We start from the raw sequence: 15,369 nt of genomic DNA on the forward strand, positions 1-15,369 counted from the left end.
CCTGACCGTCGAGCGCATGGAGCTGGGCATGGTGACGCTTGATCAGGCCAAGGCCAACTACGCCGAGCACGAGGGCAAGCCGTTCTACGACGGCCTGATCTCCTACATCACGTCCGGCCCGGTCGTGAAGATGGTCATCTCCGGCGAGGGCGCTGTTGCCAAGGTGCGCACGCTCATGGGTGCCACTAATCCGGCGGAAGCGGCCCCCGGCACGATTCGCGGCGATTTCGGTCTGATTATGGACGAGAATGTTATTCACGGCTCCGACTCCCCGGAGTCCGCTGAGCGCGAAATCGGCATCTTCTTTGCGTAAGTCTTAAAGGGACTTCCTTGTGAGCAAAAGCCTCCTGTTCGCTTGGCGGGCAGGGGGCTTTTCGTTTTGCTTGCGGGCATGCTGCTGCGGCAACGGTGGGTCGCGCGGCATCAGGTCCGCATTCCCTGAAAAGCTATTGGAGCTTAGAAGCATTCGCTTAAGACGAGAAACGGATGAAAGCATGCTCTATCGAGTTTTCGGCGCCAGCGAGCTTCCCGCCCTGGTGTCGGCATTCATGGAAAGCTACGAGGTTGTGGCTCCCGTGAAGCGCGGTGCGCATTATTCGTTCGAGCCCATCTCCTCGCCTAAGGAAATGGACCTTGCTTACGACACCACGCTCGCATCGCCCAAACGCTACTTCTTGCCGCCGCGCGAGACGCTTATGCGCTACGACGCGGCCACCAACGAGGTGGCGGACTTCACCGAAGAGGTTACCCCGCGCGTCATCTTTGGCGCGCACGCGTGCGACATCAACGCAATCAACAGGCTTGACCTGGTATTTCGCGATGGTCGCTACCCCGACCCGTACTACAAGGCGCGCCGCGAGGCCACCATTATCGTGGGCGTGTCGTGCACGCCCGACGCCGATTGCTTCTGCAACCTGTGGGATGCCGACGAAGCGCGTTTCGGCTACGACCTGTTCCTGCACAGGCTTGGCGACAAATTCCTGGTCAGCATTTCAAGCGTGGAAGCGGCCAACATTTTGGAATCCGCCGTCGACCTGCGCGACGCCACCGACGAGGACCGTATCGAGTTCCGCCATGCTACGCGTGCGCGCCAGGCTGCGTTCAACCCCGACATCCCCGAAATCCAGGACGTGGCCATGCTTATGGACGCGTTTCATTCCGATCCGTTCTGGGAAGAGTTTGGCAACCGCTGCTTGGCCTGCAACGCGTGCGCCGCGGTGTGCCCGACGTGCTTCTGCTTCGACATCCAGGACGTGCTTGATCCCAACGGGCAGGCGGGCGAGCGCCAGCGCGTGTGGGATGCGTGCACATCACCGCAGTTCGCCATGGTGGCCGGTGGTCACAACTTCCGCCCCACGGGGCGCGAGCGCGTGCGTCATCGCATGTACCACAAGCTCAACGGTTTTCTGGCCACGTACGACCGCATGCTGTGCGTGGGGTGCGGCCGCTGCGTGAAAGCGTGCAAGGCCGACATCAACCCCATCCGCGTGCTGGAGTTTTTCGAGAAGAAGGGGGCGGAAGGTGCCTGCTAACACCGATTTCGAACCTGTGCATATCTCGCCGTACCACGACGGGCCGGCGCCCATGACCGGCGCGGAAATGATGGCGGCGAACCCGTACCGCCCGTGGCCGGCGCGCATCACGTCCATCACCGAGCTGACGGCAACGGAGAAGCTGTTCGAGTTTCGCCTGATCGATGAGCGCATTCGCGAGGCGTTTCGGCATGAGCCGGGCCAGTTCGTGGAGCTGTCCATCTTCGGCGTGGGCGAAGCGCCCATCTCCATTTCGTCAAGCCCGTCAAAGCGTGGCTTCATCGAGCTGTGCGTGCGCCGTGCAGGCCGCTTCACCGAGGTGCTGCACCAGATGCAGTGCGGCGATATCGTGGGTATCCGCGGGCCGTTCGGCCGCGGCTTCCCGTTCGAGGATATGAAGGGCCACGACATCCTGCTGGTTGCTGGTGGCCTGGGAATCGCGCCGCTGCGCAGCCTTATCAACAACATCCACGACGAGCGCAGCGACTTCGGCAAAGTCACCATCATCTACGGGTCGAAAAACCCCTCCGAGGTGATGTTCCGCAACCAGTTCGAGATGTGGCGCCACCGCAAGGACTTCGACCTGTACCTGACCGTCGACAACCCCGACGACACGTGGGATGGCGAGGTTGGCCTGGTCACGAAGCCGTTCGAGCACCTGGAGATCAGTCCGGCGAACACGTTCGGCGCCGTGTGCGGCCCGCCGGTGATGTACCGGTTCGTCGTGGCCGAGATGCGCAAGAAGGGCATCAGCTACGATCATATCTACATGAGCTTCGAGCGGCAGATGAAGTGCGGCATGGGCAAGTGCGGGCACTGCCAGATTGGCCATCAGTATTGCTGCATCGACGGGCCCGTGTTCAATTATTGGGAAGCGAAGAACATCCAGGGGTCGATGTAGATGGGAGGTTCGAACATGCGAAGCGTTGACGAAGAGCGCAAGGAGCGCGTCCTGCCGCGCGTTGTGGTGGTCGGGCTTGCCAGCTGCTTTGGCTGCCAGCTGCAGATCACGAACGCCGAGGCGTATCTGACCGATGTGCTGGGGCAGATTGACCTGCGGTATTGGCAGCTTGCGTCAAGCGACCCCATGCCGGAGGAGTTCGACGTGGCGGTGGTCGAAGGCGCCGTGACCACCGAGGAGTCCGAGGCGTGCGTGCGCCAGCTGCGCGAGCGCGCGAAGTGCGTGATCGCCCTGGGCGCGTGCGCGGCTACGGCGGGCATCCCCGGCATTGCGGCGCGCAACTTCTTCGCGCGTCCGGGCCAGGTGTACAAGGACGTACCGGCGGCGTGCGGCTCCATGGTGGTGCCGCGCCCGGTTTCGGCCGTGGTGGACGTGGACTTCACCGTGCGGTGCTGCCCGGTTGACACCATGGATTTCGTTGACGTGCTGCAGCGCGCGCTGTACGGGTCGAACAAGCTGGACCACACGGGCACCATGTGCGGCGACTGCAAGCGTAACGGTACGGATTGTTTCTTCGAGTCCGGGCAGCTGTGCCTGGGCCTGGTCACCGTGGCCGGGTGCGGTGCGAAATGCGTGAATCTGGGCCGTGCGTGCAATGGGTGCCGCGGGCTTTCGCCCGATGCGAATCTGGACGCTGCGCGCGCCGCGTGCGTGCGTGCCGGCATCGAACCGGGCGACCTTGACGAGGCGCTGCAGCTGTTCAATCAGGTCAACCCCGTATGTGATGGCCGCGAATAAGGGAGAGCTATGAGTAAAACCGCTATTTCGGTCGACCATATCGCCCGCGTCGAGGGCCATGGCAACGTGCACCTGACCATCGAGGGCGGGCAGGTTGTCACGTGCGAGATGAACGTGGTGGAGCCGGCGCGCCTGTTCGAGTCCATGGTGGTGGGCCGCAAGTTCGCCGACGTGCCCTACATTGCCAGCCGCGTGTGCGGCATCTGCTCGGCAAGTCACGTGATCACCGACATTTTGGCCATCGAGCGCGTGTTCGGCGTGGAGGTGACCGACCGCACGCGCGCGCTGCGCGAGCTTTTGGTGTACGGCAGCTACCTGCAAAACCATGCGTCGCATCTGTTCGTGTTCGCAGCGCCGGACTTTTTGGACATGGCAAGCGTGTTCCCGCTGGCGCAGGCGAACCCGGCGCTGTTCGATAGCGCGCTGGGCTTGAAGGCGCTGGGTAATCAGTTGTGCAACCTGGTGGGCGGGCGTTCCATCCACCCCATCACTGCGGTGGTGGGCGGTTTCACGCATGAGCCCACGCGCGACGAGTACCTGGCCATGGCCGATAAGCTGGATGCCGAGCGCGATTTTGCGCGTCAGGTGGTCGATCTGTTCCGCAGCTTCACCGTGCCGGCTATTGCCACGCAGGGTGACATGCTGGCCATGGTCGCCGACGGGCGCTACCCGGTGTGCGACTCGCGCGATGCGCGGTTTTTGGGCGCGGGCGTGACGTTCGACGCCGATGAGGCTGCGGGCGCGGCTGGCCAGATCGAGGAGTACGAGGTGTCGCATTCCGCGGCGCTGTTCGCGCGCTGCCGCCAAACGGCTACGCCGTATTTCACGGGCGCGCTGGCGCGTATCAACGCGTCGTGGGGCGCGTTATCGCAGGAGGCAAAGGTGGCGGCGGCCAAGGCCGGCCTGCGCCCGCCCGAGCGCAACCCGTATCTGAACAACGTGGCCCAGGCGGTTGAGGTGCTTGACGCGCTGGCGCGCTGCGCTGAGCTGTGCCGTCGCTTGGCTGAGCCCGACGGCGAGTTTGCGGGTAGCAGCCAGCCGGTGGCGTTCGAGGTGCGCGCCGGTAAGGGCACGGGCTTCACGGAGGCGCCGCGCGGTGCGCTGTTCCACGAGCTGGAGCTTGACGAGGCCGGGCGCGTGGTGCATGCCACCATCATGACGCCCACGGCGCAGAACTGCGCAAACCTTGAGGCCGACATGCGCGTGCTTGCCGAGAAGCTGGTGGCCGATGGTGCCGAAAAGCCCGAGGTCCAGCTTGAGGTCGAGAAACTCGTGCGCGCCTATGATCCCTGCTTCAGTTGCAGCGTGCACTAGCTTGCGTTGACATAACCGGGCGTGTAGCCCAGCGATACGAGGTGCCCCTCGCGACCAAGTCGCGAGGGGCGCTTTTGCGTTGTGGGAGAGGGTTGCGTGTGGGTCGCGCCGCCTGCTCGCTTCGGGGCTGCGCGCTTCGAAGTGTCGCGATGTGCGTAGGTGGGGGCGTGCTGCGGGTAGGGCCAGCGCACCACGGTGGTAAAACCTCAGGTCGCGGATTACCAGTTTTGGCTGCATGCTGCCGCATGCCATCCAACCTACGCACTTGGCGATAGATTGAGTGGTGGGCGGTTTCGCTGATGTGCGTTTGGACGCGCGCATAGCCTTTGCCTCATTGGCGTGTCCGGCGAATTTTGCTCTGGTTGCCATTCTGAATCGCCTGTTTGGGTTTGCGTTTGGGGTGCGGGGTGGGCCTTGCTATACTGGCTTGGACTGCAAGGGGGAATGCGTGTTCAGCGATTTTGCTATTTGGTACTTGTTCTTGGCAGGCACGGCTGCCGGGGCGTTTTTGTGGGCTGCAGCTATCGACATCCGCGGCGCGCACGTACTTGCGCGGAACAGCGTGCCGTTTCGATCACGGGCAGGATTTCATGGCTGCACGGTGCTGCTTGCTTTTGCGGCGCTGATGCTGTTCCTAGACCTGGGGAATTCTTACGACATCTTGTACTTGTTCGAGAATCCACTGCGTTCGGTTATGTCTGTGGGAGCCTGGCTATTGACGCTTTGCCTGGCTGTATCGGTTGCGGTTTCGGTGTTGCTGTTGCTTGGACGGTCGGCGACGGTCTTGTTTCGGGTGCTTGAACTTGCGGGCTTGGTGCTTTGCGCGGGTGTTATGACGTATACCGGCGTGCTGCTGTCATCTATGGTGTCAATCGATTTTTGGAACACGTCTTGGCTTGTGCTTCTGTTTGTTGCTTCGGCTGTTAGCTGCGGGGCGGCGCTTGTCGAGGCGTTGTCGTTTGTGCTGGTGGGAAGCTCCCGCGGGCTGCGCGACTTGGCGTGCGCAGCGGGCGCCTCGCGCGCAGTTGAGTTTGCTGCGCTTGCGGTGTTCTTGCTTTCTCGCTGGTTTGCGGGTGGCGCTGCTCAATCGTCATGTGCAACGTTGTTTGCGGGCGATCTGGCCGGGTTGTTTTGGGGCGGCCTTGTACTGTGCGGGTTCGCGGCGCCGCTTGCGTGCGACATGGCGAATCGGCTGGTGCGCGTGCCTGTGTTGCGCCTTGCGGGCGCGGTCTCTACGCTTGCGGGCGGCGTGTGCTTGCGATATTGCGTGGTGCTTGCGGCGGCGTATTCCGCCATTACAGTCAATGTGACATAATAGGCTAGTTCAATAGGTAAAAGCAGGGTGCTCGTTTGATGCCCTGCACGACGAAGCGAGGCGCAGCATGGTGACATTAACGCACACGCAGCAAGCAAACGCGTTGTCCCTGGTGGCAGACAAAAGTCTTATCACTATCGATGAGGAAAGCGGTGTGCCCATTTGGATGCAGCTGCGCAACCGCTTGGTGTATCTGGTGGTGTCCGGCACGTTTCCGGCGGGTGCAAAGCTGCCCACGGTGCGTGATTTGTCGTCGACGCTGCAGGTGAACTACAACACGGTCAGCAAGGTGTATCGCGATATCGAGAAGGACGGCTATGTCATCACTCGCCGCGGCAAAGGCACGTTCGTGGCAGAAATCAATTCGGATGGCTATGAGGCTGCTGATGCAAAAGCGGCTATAGACCTGCTGATAGATAAGTTTTTCGAGCAATGCAAGGAGTTGGGCTTGAACGAAGCCGATGCTGCCGAGGCGGTGGCGAAGCGAGCAGGGGGGATGTTCGTATGAGGAAATCGCGAAAGGTGCGCGCACGTCGCGGGGTCGAACGGAGCGAGATGGTATTTGCCGCCGCGCCGCATGAATCGCCCGACAACATCGTCACGGAAAAAGATGCCAGCCGCGCGGGAGTGTACGGGTTCGCGTTGTTGATGTTTGCGGTGGGCTTCGGGTTGGTGTTTGCCGCCACGTTTCCGCTGTTGAGCGTGTTCACGGTGCTGGCGTCTGCGGCTGCGGGCGTTGCCGTGGCGTCGACGGTGCGCGTTGCGGCTCAGTGGGAGCACGTGGCATTGTTACGCCTGGGACGCTTCCGCAAGGTTGCCGGGCCGGGAGTGTACACGGTCGTTCCCTTTATCGACTCGGTGGCCATGCATATTGACAGGCGCACCATTACCACGGCGTTTTACGCCGAGCAGGCATTGACATCCGACCTGGTTAGCGTTGATGTTGACGCGATTCTATTCTGGATGGTGTTCGATTCCGAGAAGGCGTGCCTTGAGGTGGCGAACTTCCCGCAGGCTGTGCGCCGCGCAGCGCAAACCGCCGTGCGCGACGCAATCGGCCAGGTGACGCTGGCGGAGCTGTCCGTGCGTCGTCGGCAGCTTGATCACGAGCTGCAGGAGTTTATGGCGAACAAGTGCGAAGAGTGGGGCATCAGCGTCATATCGGTGGAAATCCGCAACATCAAGATTCCCCAGGCGCTGCAAGATTCGCTTGCGCGCGAGGCGCAGGCCGAACGCGAGCGCGATGCCCGCGTGCTTTTGGCCGATGTGGAGCGCGACATTTCCGAGATGTACGTTGAGGCGGCACGCGTATACAACGAAGAACCTGGTGCAATGGAACTGCGTGCCATGAACCTTTCGTATGAAAGTGCCCGCGATGGCAAGGGCGTGCTGTTGGCGCCCAGCAGCCTGGCCGATGGCTTCGTGGACGTGGGGAAGACTTCGGGTAAGTAGCGCTTCGAGGTGCACCGTTTTTCGCGTTGTCGCAGAGATAAACAGGTTGCCAAAACCGGTTAATATCGGTGACCGCAAGCTAATGAATGCTCGATGCTTTCAAATTTTCCCAGGTAGTCACTATTCTTCAATAAAATACCCATTGAACTATTGAACTAGTTCAATAACAGAGTAATATACGGCTCGAAAGGTTGGCCAACCGTGGTATGCAATGGGGGAGCCTGCCGCGAGCCGCATGGACGCCGGTTGCAAACGGCGCAAACGGTGCAGCTGTGGTGGGGCTTTCGGACGAAAACCGAGGAGGAAAGATGACGGGAATGCAAGACGCAAGCCGAAGCCTTACCCGTAGGAACTTTCTCAAAGTCGGCGCGGCCGGGGCGGCGGGACTTGCCGCTGCTGGCGCGATGACCGGCTGTGATGCGTGGCTTGGCGCCGCGCCGCAGCAGGCCGCCGAAGAGAAAACCGTCTACACGCTGCATCAGTTCATGTGCACGGGCCGCTGCTCGCTGAAGTGCACGGTGCGCGACGGCCGCTTGGCCATGATTCAGCCCAACGACACGGTTGACCCGTACTATCGCCACGTGTGCATGAAGGGCATCTCCGAGATCCAGCACGTTTACAGCGATGAGCGACTGCAGACGCCCATGCGCCGCGTGGGCAAGCGCGGCGACAACGAGTTCGAGGCCATCAGCTGGGACGAAGCCATCAAGACGGTAGGCGACGAGCTGCGCAAGGCGTGGGGCAAATACGGCAAGCAGTCCGTGTACATGTCCGCATCGAATGAGCCGCGTTTCGGCTTCCTGCCTGCGCTTTTGGGCTGCGCCACCGGCGTGGAGCCCGGCATCGACCGTGGCACGGGCAACGGTTCGGCGCCGGCCATCGGCGGCGATGTGTTCGGCGGCGGCACGTGCGAATCGCGCGACTGGGTGAACACGAAGACTCTTATCGTGGCGGGCGCGAACCTGCTGGAGTCGTCCATGATGCAGTCGAACACGTTCCTGGACGCAAAGAAGGCCGGTTGCGACATCATCGTGCTTGACCCGCATTTCTCCACCACGGCCAGCAAGGCCAGCCAGTGGATTCCCATTCAGCCGGGCACCGATGCGGCGTTCTACCTGGGCATGACCAGCTACATCCTGGACAACAAGCTCTACGACGAAGCGTACATGCGCGAGCACACGTCGTTCCCATTTTTGCTGGACGAGGCAACGGGCAAGTTGCTGCGCACCGGGGTGCCGTGGGGCACCGACGAGGAAACCGGCAAGCCGGTCGACCCAGGCGATTTCCTGGTGTGGGATGGCGCTGCGGGTGCCGCCGTGCCGTACACTGAAGCGGTTGCGGCAGCCGCGCTTGAGGGAACGTATGAGGTCAACGGCGCAAAAGTCATCACTGTGCTTGAAAGCCTGAAGCGCAATCAGAAGCCGTTCACGTGCGAATGGGCCGAGGGCGTCACCGGCGTGCCGGCGGCAACCATCCAGGAAGTGGCGCGCAAGTATGCCACGGCGGGCCCGGCGTTTCTGGCGTTCGGCCAGGGCGGTTCGGACAAGTATTCCAACCCCGACATCATCGGCCATGCCGGCATGGTGTTGACGGCGCTGACGGGCAACATCGGCAAGCCTGGTTGCGGCATCGGGCACACCATCGGCGGCGCCGGCTACAGCGTGGCGCTGGGCGAGTGGAAGCTTCCCGAGCAGTTTAAGCCTACTGAGCTGGACGTTCGCGCCGATCGCTTCCCTAACGACAACGGTGGCGTGCACGTGATCATCTCGCTGGGCAACACGTTCCAGCAGTATTGGGCGAACATGAACAAAACGCGCGAGTGGATCGATTCGCTGGACTTCATCGTGCACATCGGCATGTACTACGAGGACACGGTGCGCTATGCCGACATCGTGCTGCCCGTGTGCAGCAAGTTCGAGGACACCGTGGAGCACTCCATCGTGCGCAGCGACTACAACCACGTGAACCTGCAGACGAAGTGCATCGACCCGCTGTTCGACAGCAAGCCCGATTTCGACGTGATGCGCCTGATCGCCGAGGAGATGGGCGTGGGCGATTACCTGCCGAAAACGGCCGAAGAGCTGGTACGTTACCAGATCGAGCACTCCGAGGACCTGGCTGAACAGGGCATCACGTTGGATGCGCTGGTGAAAAACCACGGCAGCATCAAGATGGCCGGCACCGACGAGCCGCGCCGCGCGTATACCGACCAGGTATTCGAAACGCCCACCACGCGCATCGAGCCGTACTACGAGGCGTGGACGGCGTGCGACCAGGCGTGGCCGACGTGGGAAGAGAACAACGAGGCGTACGCGGGCAACCCGCTTGCCGACAAGTACCCGCTGCAGTTCACGCAGACGCGTACGCGCTTCTCGAACCATTCGCACTTCAAGGCGGCGAAATGGCTGCAGCAATTCGCCAAGCCCACGCTTGAGCTGAACCCGGCCGACATGGAAGCGCGCGGCATCGCCGACGGCGACCTGGTGGAGGCGTTCAACGACCGCGGGTCGTTCAAGTGCACGGCGCGTGCGAACAACGCCATTCGCCCCGGGTCAAGCCGCACGTGGGAAGCCGGCTGGAGCAAGTACATCGAGGAGGGCAATACGCAAAACGTCACGAACGACCACGTGAACCCGCGCGACGCCTTCCTGCCCACCGGCGCGCCCATCCCGTTTAACGACACGCTCATTGAAGTGAAGAAAGCGTAGGTGATATGCCATGACCAAACTTGCTATAGGAATCAACCTTGACCGCTGCATCGGCTGCCACACCTGCGCAAACGCGTGCAAGATGCAGAACAACGTGCCCGACGGCATGCTGTGGAACCGCGTGCTGACCGAGGGCTGCGACGCCATCGATGGCGCGGTGGGCACGTATCCGAACCTGTCGCGCACGTACGTGCCGCTGGCTTGCCAGCATTGCGAGAATCCCGCGTGCATGAAGGTGTGCCCGACGGGCGCCACGTACAAAGACGATGCGGGCCGCGTGGAAATCGAGTACGACCGCTGCATCGGCTGCCGCATGTGCATGGCGGCTTGCCCGTTCAATGCACGCGTGTTCAACTGGGAAGATCCCCAGCGCGATGGCGGTTTCAACTGGGGCGATGCACGTGTGCCCGTGCGCACGCGCGGCGTGATGGAGAAGTGCACGCTGTGCCGCGAGCGCACCGACGAGGGCGAGGCGCCCATGTGCGTGGTGTGCTGCCCAACCCATGCGCGCGTGTTCGGCGACCTGGACGATCCCACGTCGGAGCTGGCGCAGCTGCGCAGCAAGGCCGGCAGCAACGTGCATCTGCTGCTGGAGGAAAAGGGCACGAAGCCCCAGGTCTTCTACTACAACGAGTAAGGAGGTGCCGTGATGAAGCTTTCTGCAAAAGGTAAAGTCGGCGCGGCTGTTCTGGTGGCGCTGATGGTGATCGGCTTCTGCGCGTATGTGTTTCAGCTGACGCAGGGTTTGTGCGTGACGGGCATGTCGAACGGCGTGTCGTGGGGTCTGTACATCACGTGCTTCATGTTCTTCGTCGGCCTGTCGGCGGGCGGTCTGATCGTGGCCAGCTCGGCGCACGTGTTCCACATCGAGTCGTTCAAGCGCGTGGCCATGCCGGCCGTCATCACGTCCACGGTGTGCATCTGCTGCGCCGGGGCGTTCATCCTGATCGACCTGGGCGGTATCCAGCGCATTTGGAATATGTTCGTGCACTTGAATTTCACGAGCCCGCTGGCGTGGGACATGTGCGTGATCACCACGTACCTGGTGATCAACATCCTGGACATCGTGTGGCTGCGCCGTGGCGATGAGCGCAAAGTGCAGATGCTGTCGTACGTGGCGCTGCCCGTTGCCATTTTGGTGCACAGCGTGACGGCGTGGATTTTCGGCCTGGAAATCGCGAAGGAAGGCTGGTATTCGGCCATCATGGCGCCGATCTTCGTGGCGTCGGCAATGGACTCGGGCCTTGCGTTGCTTATGTGCGTGCTGGCGGCCTCGAAGAAGGCCGGCGTGTTCGATTGCGGCGAGAAGTTGTTTGCTGACCTGGCCCGACTGCTGGCAACGTTCATTGCGGTTGATGCGTTCTTCATTGGCTGCGAGCTTTTGACTGTGGCGTATCCGGGTGCGGCGGGCGCTACCGAGCTGCTGGGCATCATGACCTCGGGGGCAACCGCGCCGTTCTTCTGGTTCGAGGTTCTGGGTGGCTTGCTGGTGCCGTTTTTGCTGCTGGCGTCCGCGAAGCGCCGCCAGCGCACCGGTGTGGTGGTTGCTGCAAGCGCGCTGGTGATGACGGGCGTGTTGTGCAAGCGCGTATGGCTGCTGTTCACCAGCTTCACCATGACCAACGTGTACGGAGCGCCGGGCATTTCGTCGGGCTCTACGGCGGCGCGCGGTGCTGATGGGTTTGGCATGTGGGCGCTGACCGGCTCTTATGCGCCGACGCCTGTTGAGGTTGCCGTGGTGATTGCTGTGGTGAGCTTCTGCATCTTGGGCATTGCAGTGCTGTCGAAGAAGCTGGTCAAGGCTGCGTAAAGGATTGGCTGCGGGCTGCACTTGCGCGGCCCGCTTGGCGCCCGGAGCGTGGCGGTTGCGTGGGAGCGTTTGCGTGAGGCTTTCTGCTGCTTTGCCTGCGCCGCTCGGCGCGGTAAGGACGCTTTGATGGTTTCGCTGGGCGCGCTGCTGGGTGTCGGGTTCTGCGGCTTATTGCGTAGGGCTGTAATGATTCGAGATGGCAAGGGAGCTTGATATGCGAGTGCTGGATTGCGATGAGTGGCGAACTTTAGGGCAGCTGTACGCGTTTTTCGGGAACAGCCTGCTCAGTCCCATGAATCGCACGGAATCGGTTGGGCTTGACTCGTCGTTTTGGCGTGATTTGGCTGGCCTGCTTGGAGGAGCGATTGCGCGGCCGGCGCAACATTGCGCTGCGTGGGCAGAACAGGCGGCGGCTGCTTGTTCGCGTGATGAGCTGGTGCAACGCGTTTCCGTTGAGTTCACGCATTTGTTTGTCGGGCCTCCTTCGCCGGCGGCGCCTCCGTGGGAATCGGCAAATGGGCCGGTGGAATCGCATGTTGGTTTCGGCGAGGCAACATACCAGATGCGTGATCGTTTGCGTGCGCTAGGGCTGACGCAATGCGGCTCCAGCAACCAGTTCGAGGATCATCTGGGAATCGAGCTGCTGTATTTATCCGAGCTGTGCCGGCGTATTGCGGATGCGCAAGCTTCGACGTGTGGTTCGGAGGATGCGCAGGCCGAGGAGCTTGAGTGCTTTGTGCGCGAGCATCCGCTTTGCTGGATTGGTCGGTTTTGCGACAAGGTGGCGGCTTCGCGACCTGACGGCTATTTCGTGCACGTGCTCGATTGCGTGCGCGCTTTGCTGGGATGGCAGGTTGCGTAACGCTTGGCTTGCGAGGTGAATGCCTGCCTGCTAAGAGCGCGCGACTGTTCGCGAGGTGTTCACCGGCTGTTGAGTTCCAACGCTGCGGCACAAGAGGGCGCGGCGGAGGTTGTTGCCTCCGCCGCGCCCTCATTTTTTGCTGAAACTACCGCGATGTGCGTAGGTTGAGGTGTGCTGTCGGCAGAGCCGGCGCGCGGCGCCGGGAAAACCCCAGGTTGTCGGTTGCCAGCGTAGTGGGTTGAGCAATTGTGGTCACCAACCTACGCACTTGGCGATAGTTTGCATGCGAGATGATGGCCTGCGTTTTTGACTTCGACTTCGAAAGGGAGATTAGTTACCTGGCGCTTAGGGTGTTTGCCTTGTGGCTCGCTTTTTTTGCTGCTATTGGGAACTATCGCCAAGTGCGTAGGTTGAAGCGCATTGTCTGCAGGGTGAGCATGCGGTGCTAGCAAAACGCCAGGTCGCAGATTGGCGTGTTTGGGGGCTTGCTGCCGTATGTCGTTCAACCTACGCACTTCGCGGTAGTTTGTGCTGGGGCTTAGGGGTGATGCGTCGTGAGGTTGGCGCAATGGGCGCGATTGGTCGCGATTGGGCGTAGTGTTGGGCGTTTTGATGAGGTCGGACCTGGCTTATGCATGAGAAGAGGCGCCCGGAGGCGCCTCTTATCATGCACGGCTATGTGGTTGCTGGCTGTTTAGCGGCCGATGCGCTCGGGGATGCTGGCAATAGCGTCGGCTACGGCTTGTTCGACGTTGGTGGTGGGGATGTCGGTGCCGTTGACGCTGATGCATTCAGCCTGGTCAATGCCATATACGTGGCACAGGGCCTTTATGTTTTGCCAGCCAAGATCTTGTTCGTCGGTGGCAAGGCCGCCGCGGGTGGTGACGTAGTACAGCTTCTGGCCGCGGCACTGCCCGACGGGCCCGTGGTCGGTGTAGCGGTTCACGATGCCCGTGACGCTGATGTGCTCAAGGTACACCTTCAAAAGCGCTGGGTAGCTGCCGTCCCAGAATGGCGCCGCAACAACAATGACGTCGGCCTCGGTGAACTGATGGGCCAGGTCGAACATGGCATCGTCGTAGTTTTCCGCGTGGCGCAGCTGGTTTCGATGGGCGAGCGTTTCGGACGTGAACGGGCGCAGGTCGAGCTTTTCAAGCACCAGTTGCTCGGTGACGTATTCGCCCGTTTGCTGCAGGTTTGCCACCAATGCATCGGCGATCTTTCGCGTGCGTGACGTCTCGCGCAGCACGCAGCTGTCGATGTACAGCAAGTTTTTCATGGAGTTCCTTCCGGTCGGATGCGGGGCATGCAGCCACCTTAGCACAGACCGGGACATGGGCAAACGATGGTTTAGCTATTTGCGTATGGCTTGTACATTACCAGATTTCATTGCTGATTCGCAGTCTTGTTTTGCCTGTTCAAAGGGTGTATTAAGCCTTAACCGCATTTTGGGAAAGGAGTATGCGATGGATGTTTTGGAGTTTGCCGGTGCGACCGCATCCTTCACGTTCGAAAGCAGTGTTGCCGTGCTTGAGCGCGCGTGCCCCGACTATCGCGGCTTGCACGTGAACCTGCGCGATCTGCTGCAGGCTTACGAGGGCGAATTGGTGCGGCGGCCTGCCCAAATGGCGCAAAATGGCCAGTAAACGGCGGGCAGGTTGCGCATGGCGGCAGAAAGCTTCATGATGGAGCATAGAACCTTTGGTTTTCAAACGAATCTTCGAAAGCGGGGGAGCATGAACTACTCGGAGATCAAATATTTCGATATCGCCAACGGCGAGGGCGTGCGCACCAGCCTGTTCGTGTCGGGGTGCCGTCATGGGTGCCCGGGCTGCTTCAACCCAGACCAGTGGGATTTCACGGCGGGCAAGCCGTTCTCGCGCGAGGTGCAGGACAAAATCGTCGAAAGCCTGGCGCCGGAATATGTTGACGGCCTGTCGCTGCTTGGCGGCGAGCCGATGGAGCCGGAGAACCAGCGCGCGCTGGTGGACTTCGTGGAGCGCGTGCGGCAGACGTACCCCGGCAAGTCCATTTGGTGCTACACGGGCGATTTGCTGGATGACCTGCGCAATCCCAATAGCCCGCGCCATACCGAGGTGACCGATCGGCTGCTGGCCGCCATCGATGTGCTGGTGGACGGTCCGTTCGTGCAGGCGCACCACGATATTACGCTGCGCTTCCGTGGCTCGTCGAACCAGCGCATCATCGACCTGCCGGCCACGCTTGCCGGCGACAAGGTGGTCCCGTGGCGCGACGACCCGCAGTTCACCAGCCATGTGATGGTTGCGCTGAACGCGAAGGAGCCGGCTGAGTAGGCGCGGTTGGCGCCTGGCGCTAGCCGCCGGAGCGTGAAAACTTGCAACAGAAAACGGGCCGCATCGCCAGGCGTTGGCGATGTGGCCCGTGCTATTCGGTCGGGATTCGTGCGGGGCGCTCCGTTTACGCCGCTTTCACGTCGTCAAGCTCCTGACCTGCGAGCGGGTCGTTGAACACGTCAAGGTTCATGCGACCGGCCTGCTTGGCAACCACGGTGGTGCACACGGCGTCGCCGGTGATGTTCACGGCGGTGCGCGTCATGTCCAGGATACGGTCGATGCCCATGATCAGCGCGATGCCTTCAAGCGGCAGCCCCACGGAGTTGAACACCATCGACAACGTGATAAGTCCCACCGACGGG

General features: G+C 61.6%; 16 protein-coding genes. 14 read left to right on the forward strand and 2 right to left on the reverse strand.

Annotated features, from left to right (window positions below):
• The 12 genes from ACWI6D_RS08100 to ACWI6D_RS08155 all read left to right on the forward strand — a co-directional run.
• Window positions 1-313 (forward strand): nucleoside-diphosphate kinase (locus tag ACWI6D_RS08100; protein WP_449134307.1); only part of this gene is annotated, 313 nt, incomplete at its 5' end.
• A 181-nt stretch (window positions 314-494) separates the two neighbouring features.
• Complete coding sequence (locus tag ACWI6D_RS08105) at window positions 495-1,532, forward strand: 4Fe-4S dicluster domain-containing protein (protein WP_449134308.1); 1,038 nt, start codon at window positions 495-497, stop codon at window positions 1,530-1,532.
• Window positions 1,522-2,433, forward strand: a complete 912-nt coding sequence (locus ACWI6D_RS08110) for an FAD/NAD(P)-binding protein (RefSeq protein ID WP_129425143.1) — start codon at window positions 1,522-1,524, stop codon at window positions 2,431-2,433. Before ACWI6D_RS08105 ends, ACWI6D_RS08110 begins: the two co-directional genes overlap by 11 nt.
• Window positions 2,434-3,231 (forward strand): NADH-quinone oxidoreductase subunit B family protein, encoded by a 798-nt coding sequence (locus tag ACWI6D_RS08115; protein WP_449134309.1) that lies wholly within the window; start codon window positions 2,434-2,436, stop codon window positions 3,229-3,231.
• Window positions 3,232-3,240: 9 nt separating this feature from the next.
• Entirely contained in the window at window positions 3,241-4,545 is a 1,305-nt protein-coding gene (locus tag ACWI6D_RS08120; RefSeq protein ID WP_302935731.1) for a Ni/Fe hydrogenase subunit alpha, read from the forward strand.
• A gap of 448 nt (window positions 4,546-4,993) precedes the next feature.
• Window positions 4,994-5,860 carry an NrfD/PsrC family molybdoenzyme membrane anchor subunit gene (nrfD, locus tag ACWI6D_RS08125; RefSeq protein WP_449134310.1) on the forward strand — a complete coding sequence of 289 codons (867 nt, stop codon included), beginning with the start codon at window positions 4,994-4,996 and terminating at the stop codon, window positions 5,858-5,860.
• A gap of 67 nt (window positions 5,861-5,927) precedes the next feature.
• Window positions 5,928-6,368, forward strand: a complete 441-nt coding sequence (locus ACWI6D_RS08130; protein WP_288284126.1) for a GntR family transcriptional regulator — start codon at window positions 5,928-5,930, stop codon at window positions 6,366-6,368.
• Window positions 6,369-6,415: 47 nt separating this feature from the next.
• Entirely contained in the window at window positions 6,416-7,312 is an 897-nt protein-coding gene (locus tag ACWI6D_RS08135; RefSeq protein ID WP_449134311.1) for a slipin family protein, read from the forward strand.
• Window positions 7,313-7,620: 308 nt separating this feature from the next.
• Window positions 7,621-10,020: a molybdopterin-dependent oxidoreductase gene (locus tag ACWI6D_RS08140; RefSeq protein WP_449134312.1), complete on the forward strand. Its 2,400-nt coding sequence runs from the start codon at window positions 7,621-7,623 to the stop codon at window positions 10,018-10,020.
• 10 nt (window positions 10,021-10,030) lie between these two features.
• Complete coding sequence (locus tag ACWI6D_RS08145) at window positions 10,031-10,657, forward strand: 4Fe-4S dicluster domain-containing protein (protein WP_288284129.1); 627 nt, start codon at window positions 10,031-10,033, stop codon at window positions 10,655-10,657.
• Between the two features lie 12 nt (window positions 10,658-10,669).
• The gene (gene nrfD / locus ACWI6D_RS08150; protein WP_449134318.1) at window positions 10,670-11,830 is read left to right on the forward strand and encodes an NrfD/PsrC family molybdoenzyme membrane anchor subunit; all 1,161 of its coding nucleotides are present in this window, start codon (window positions 10,670-10,672) and stop codon (window positions 11,828-11,830) included.
• Between the two features lie 214 nt (window positions 11,831-12,044).
• Window positions 12,045-12,692, forward strand: a complete 648-nt coding sequence (locus ACWI6D_RS08155; RefSeq protein ID WP_449134313.1) for a TorD/DmsD family molecular chaperone — start codon at window positions 12,045-12,047, stop codon at window positions 12,690-12,692.
• Between the two features lie 694 nt (window positions 12,693-13,386).
• Here ACWI6D_RS08155 and ACWI6D_RS08160 read toward each other — a convergent pair.
• Window positions 13,387-13,971 (reverse strand): NAD(P)H-dependent oxidoreductase, encoded by a 585-nt coding sequence (locus ACWI6D_RS08160; RefSeq protein ID WP_449134314.1) that lies wholly within the window; start codon window positions 13,969-13,971, stop codon window positions 13,387-13,389.
• Between the two features lie 187 nt (window positions 13,972-14,158).
• Between ACWI6D_RS08160 and ACWI6D_RS08165 the strand changes: the two genes are divergently transcribed.
• Window positions 14,159-14,338 (forward strand): hypothetical protein, encoded by a 180-nt coding sequence (locus ACWI6D_RS08165; protein WP_449134315.1) that lies wholly within the window; start codon window positions 14,159-14,161, stop codon window positions 14,336-14,338.
• 90 nt (window positions 14,339-14,428) lie between these two features.
• Window positions 14,429-15,007, forward strand: coding sequence for an anaerobic ribonucleoside-triphosphate reductase activating protein (gene nrdG, locus ACWI6D_RS08170; protein WP_449134316.1), 579 nt, complete (start codon window positions 14,429-14,431; stop codon window positions 15,005-15,007).
• A 124-nt stretch (window positions 15,008-15,131) separates the two neighbouring features.
• On the opposite strand, the gene ACWI6D_RS08175 is transcribed toward nrdG, so the two are convergent.
• Window positions 15,132-15,369: cation:dicarboxylate symporter family transporter (locus tag ACWI6D_RS08175; protein WP_449134317.1), on the reverse strand; the 238-nt coding region annotated here is incomplete at its 5' end.

The sequence above is a fragment of the Senegalimassilia sp. genome, assembly GCF_977052095.1.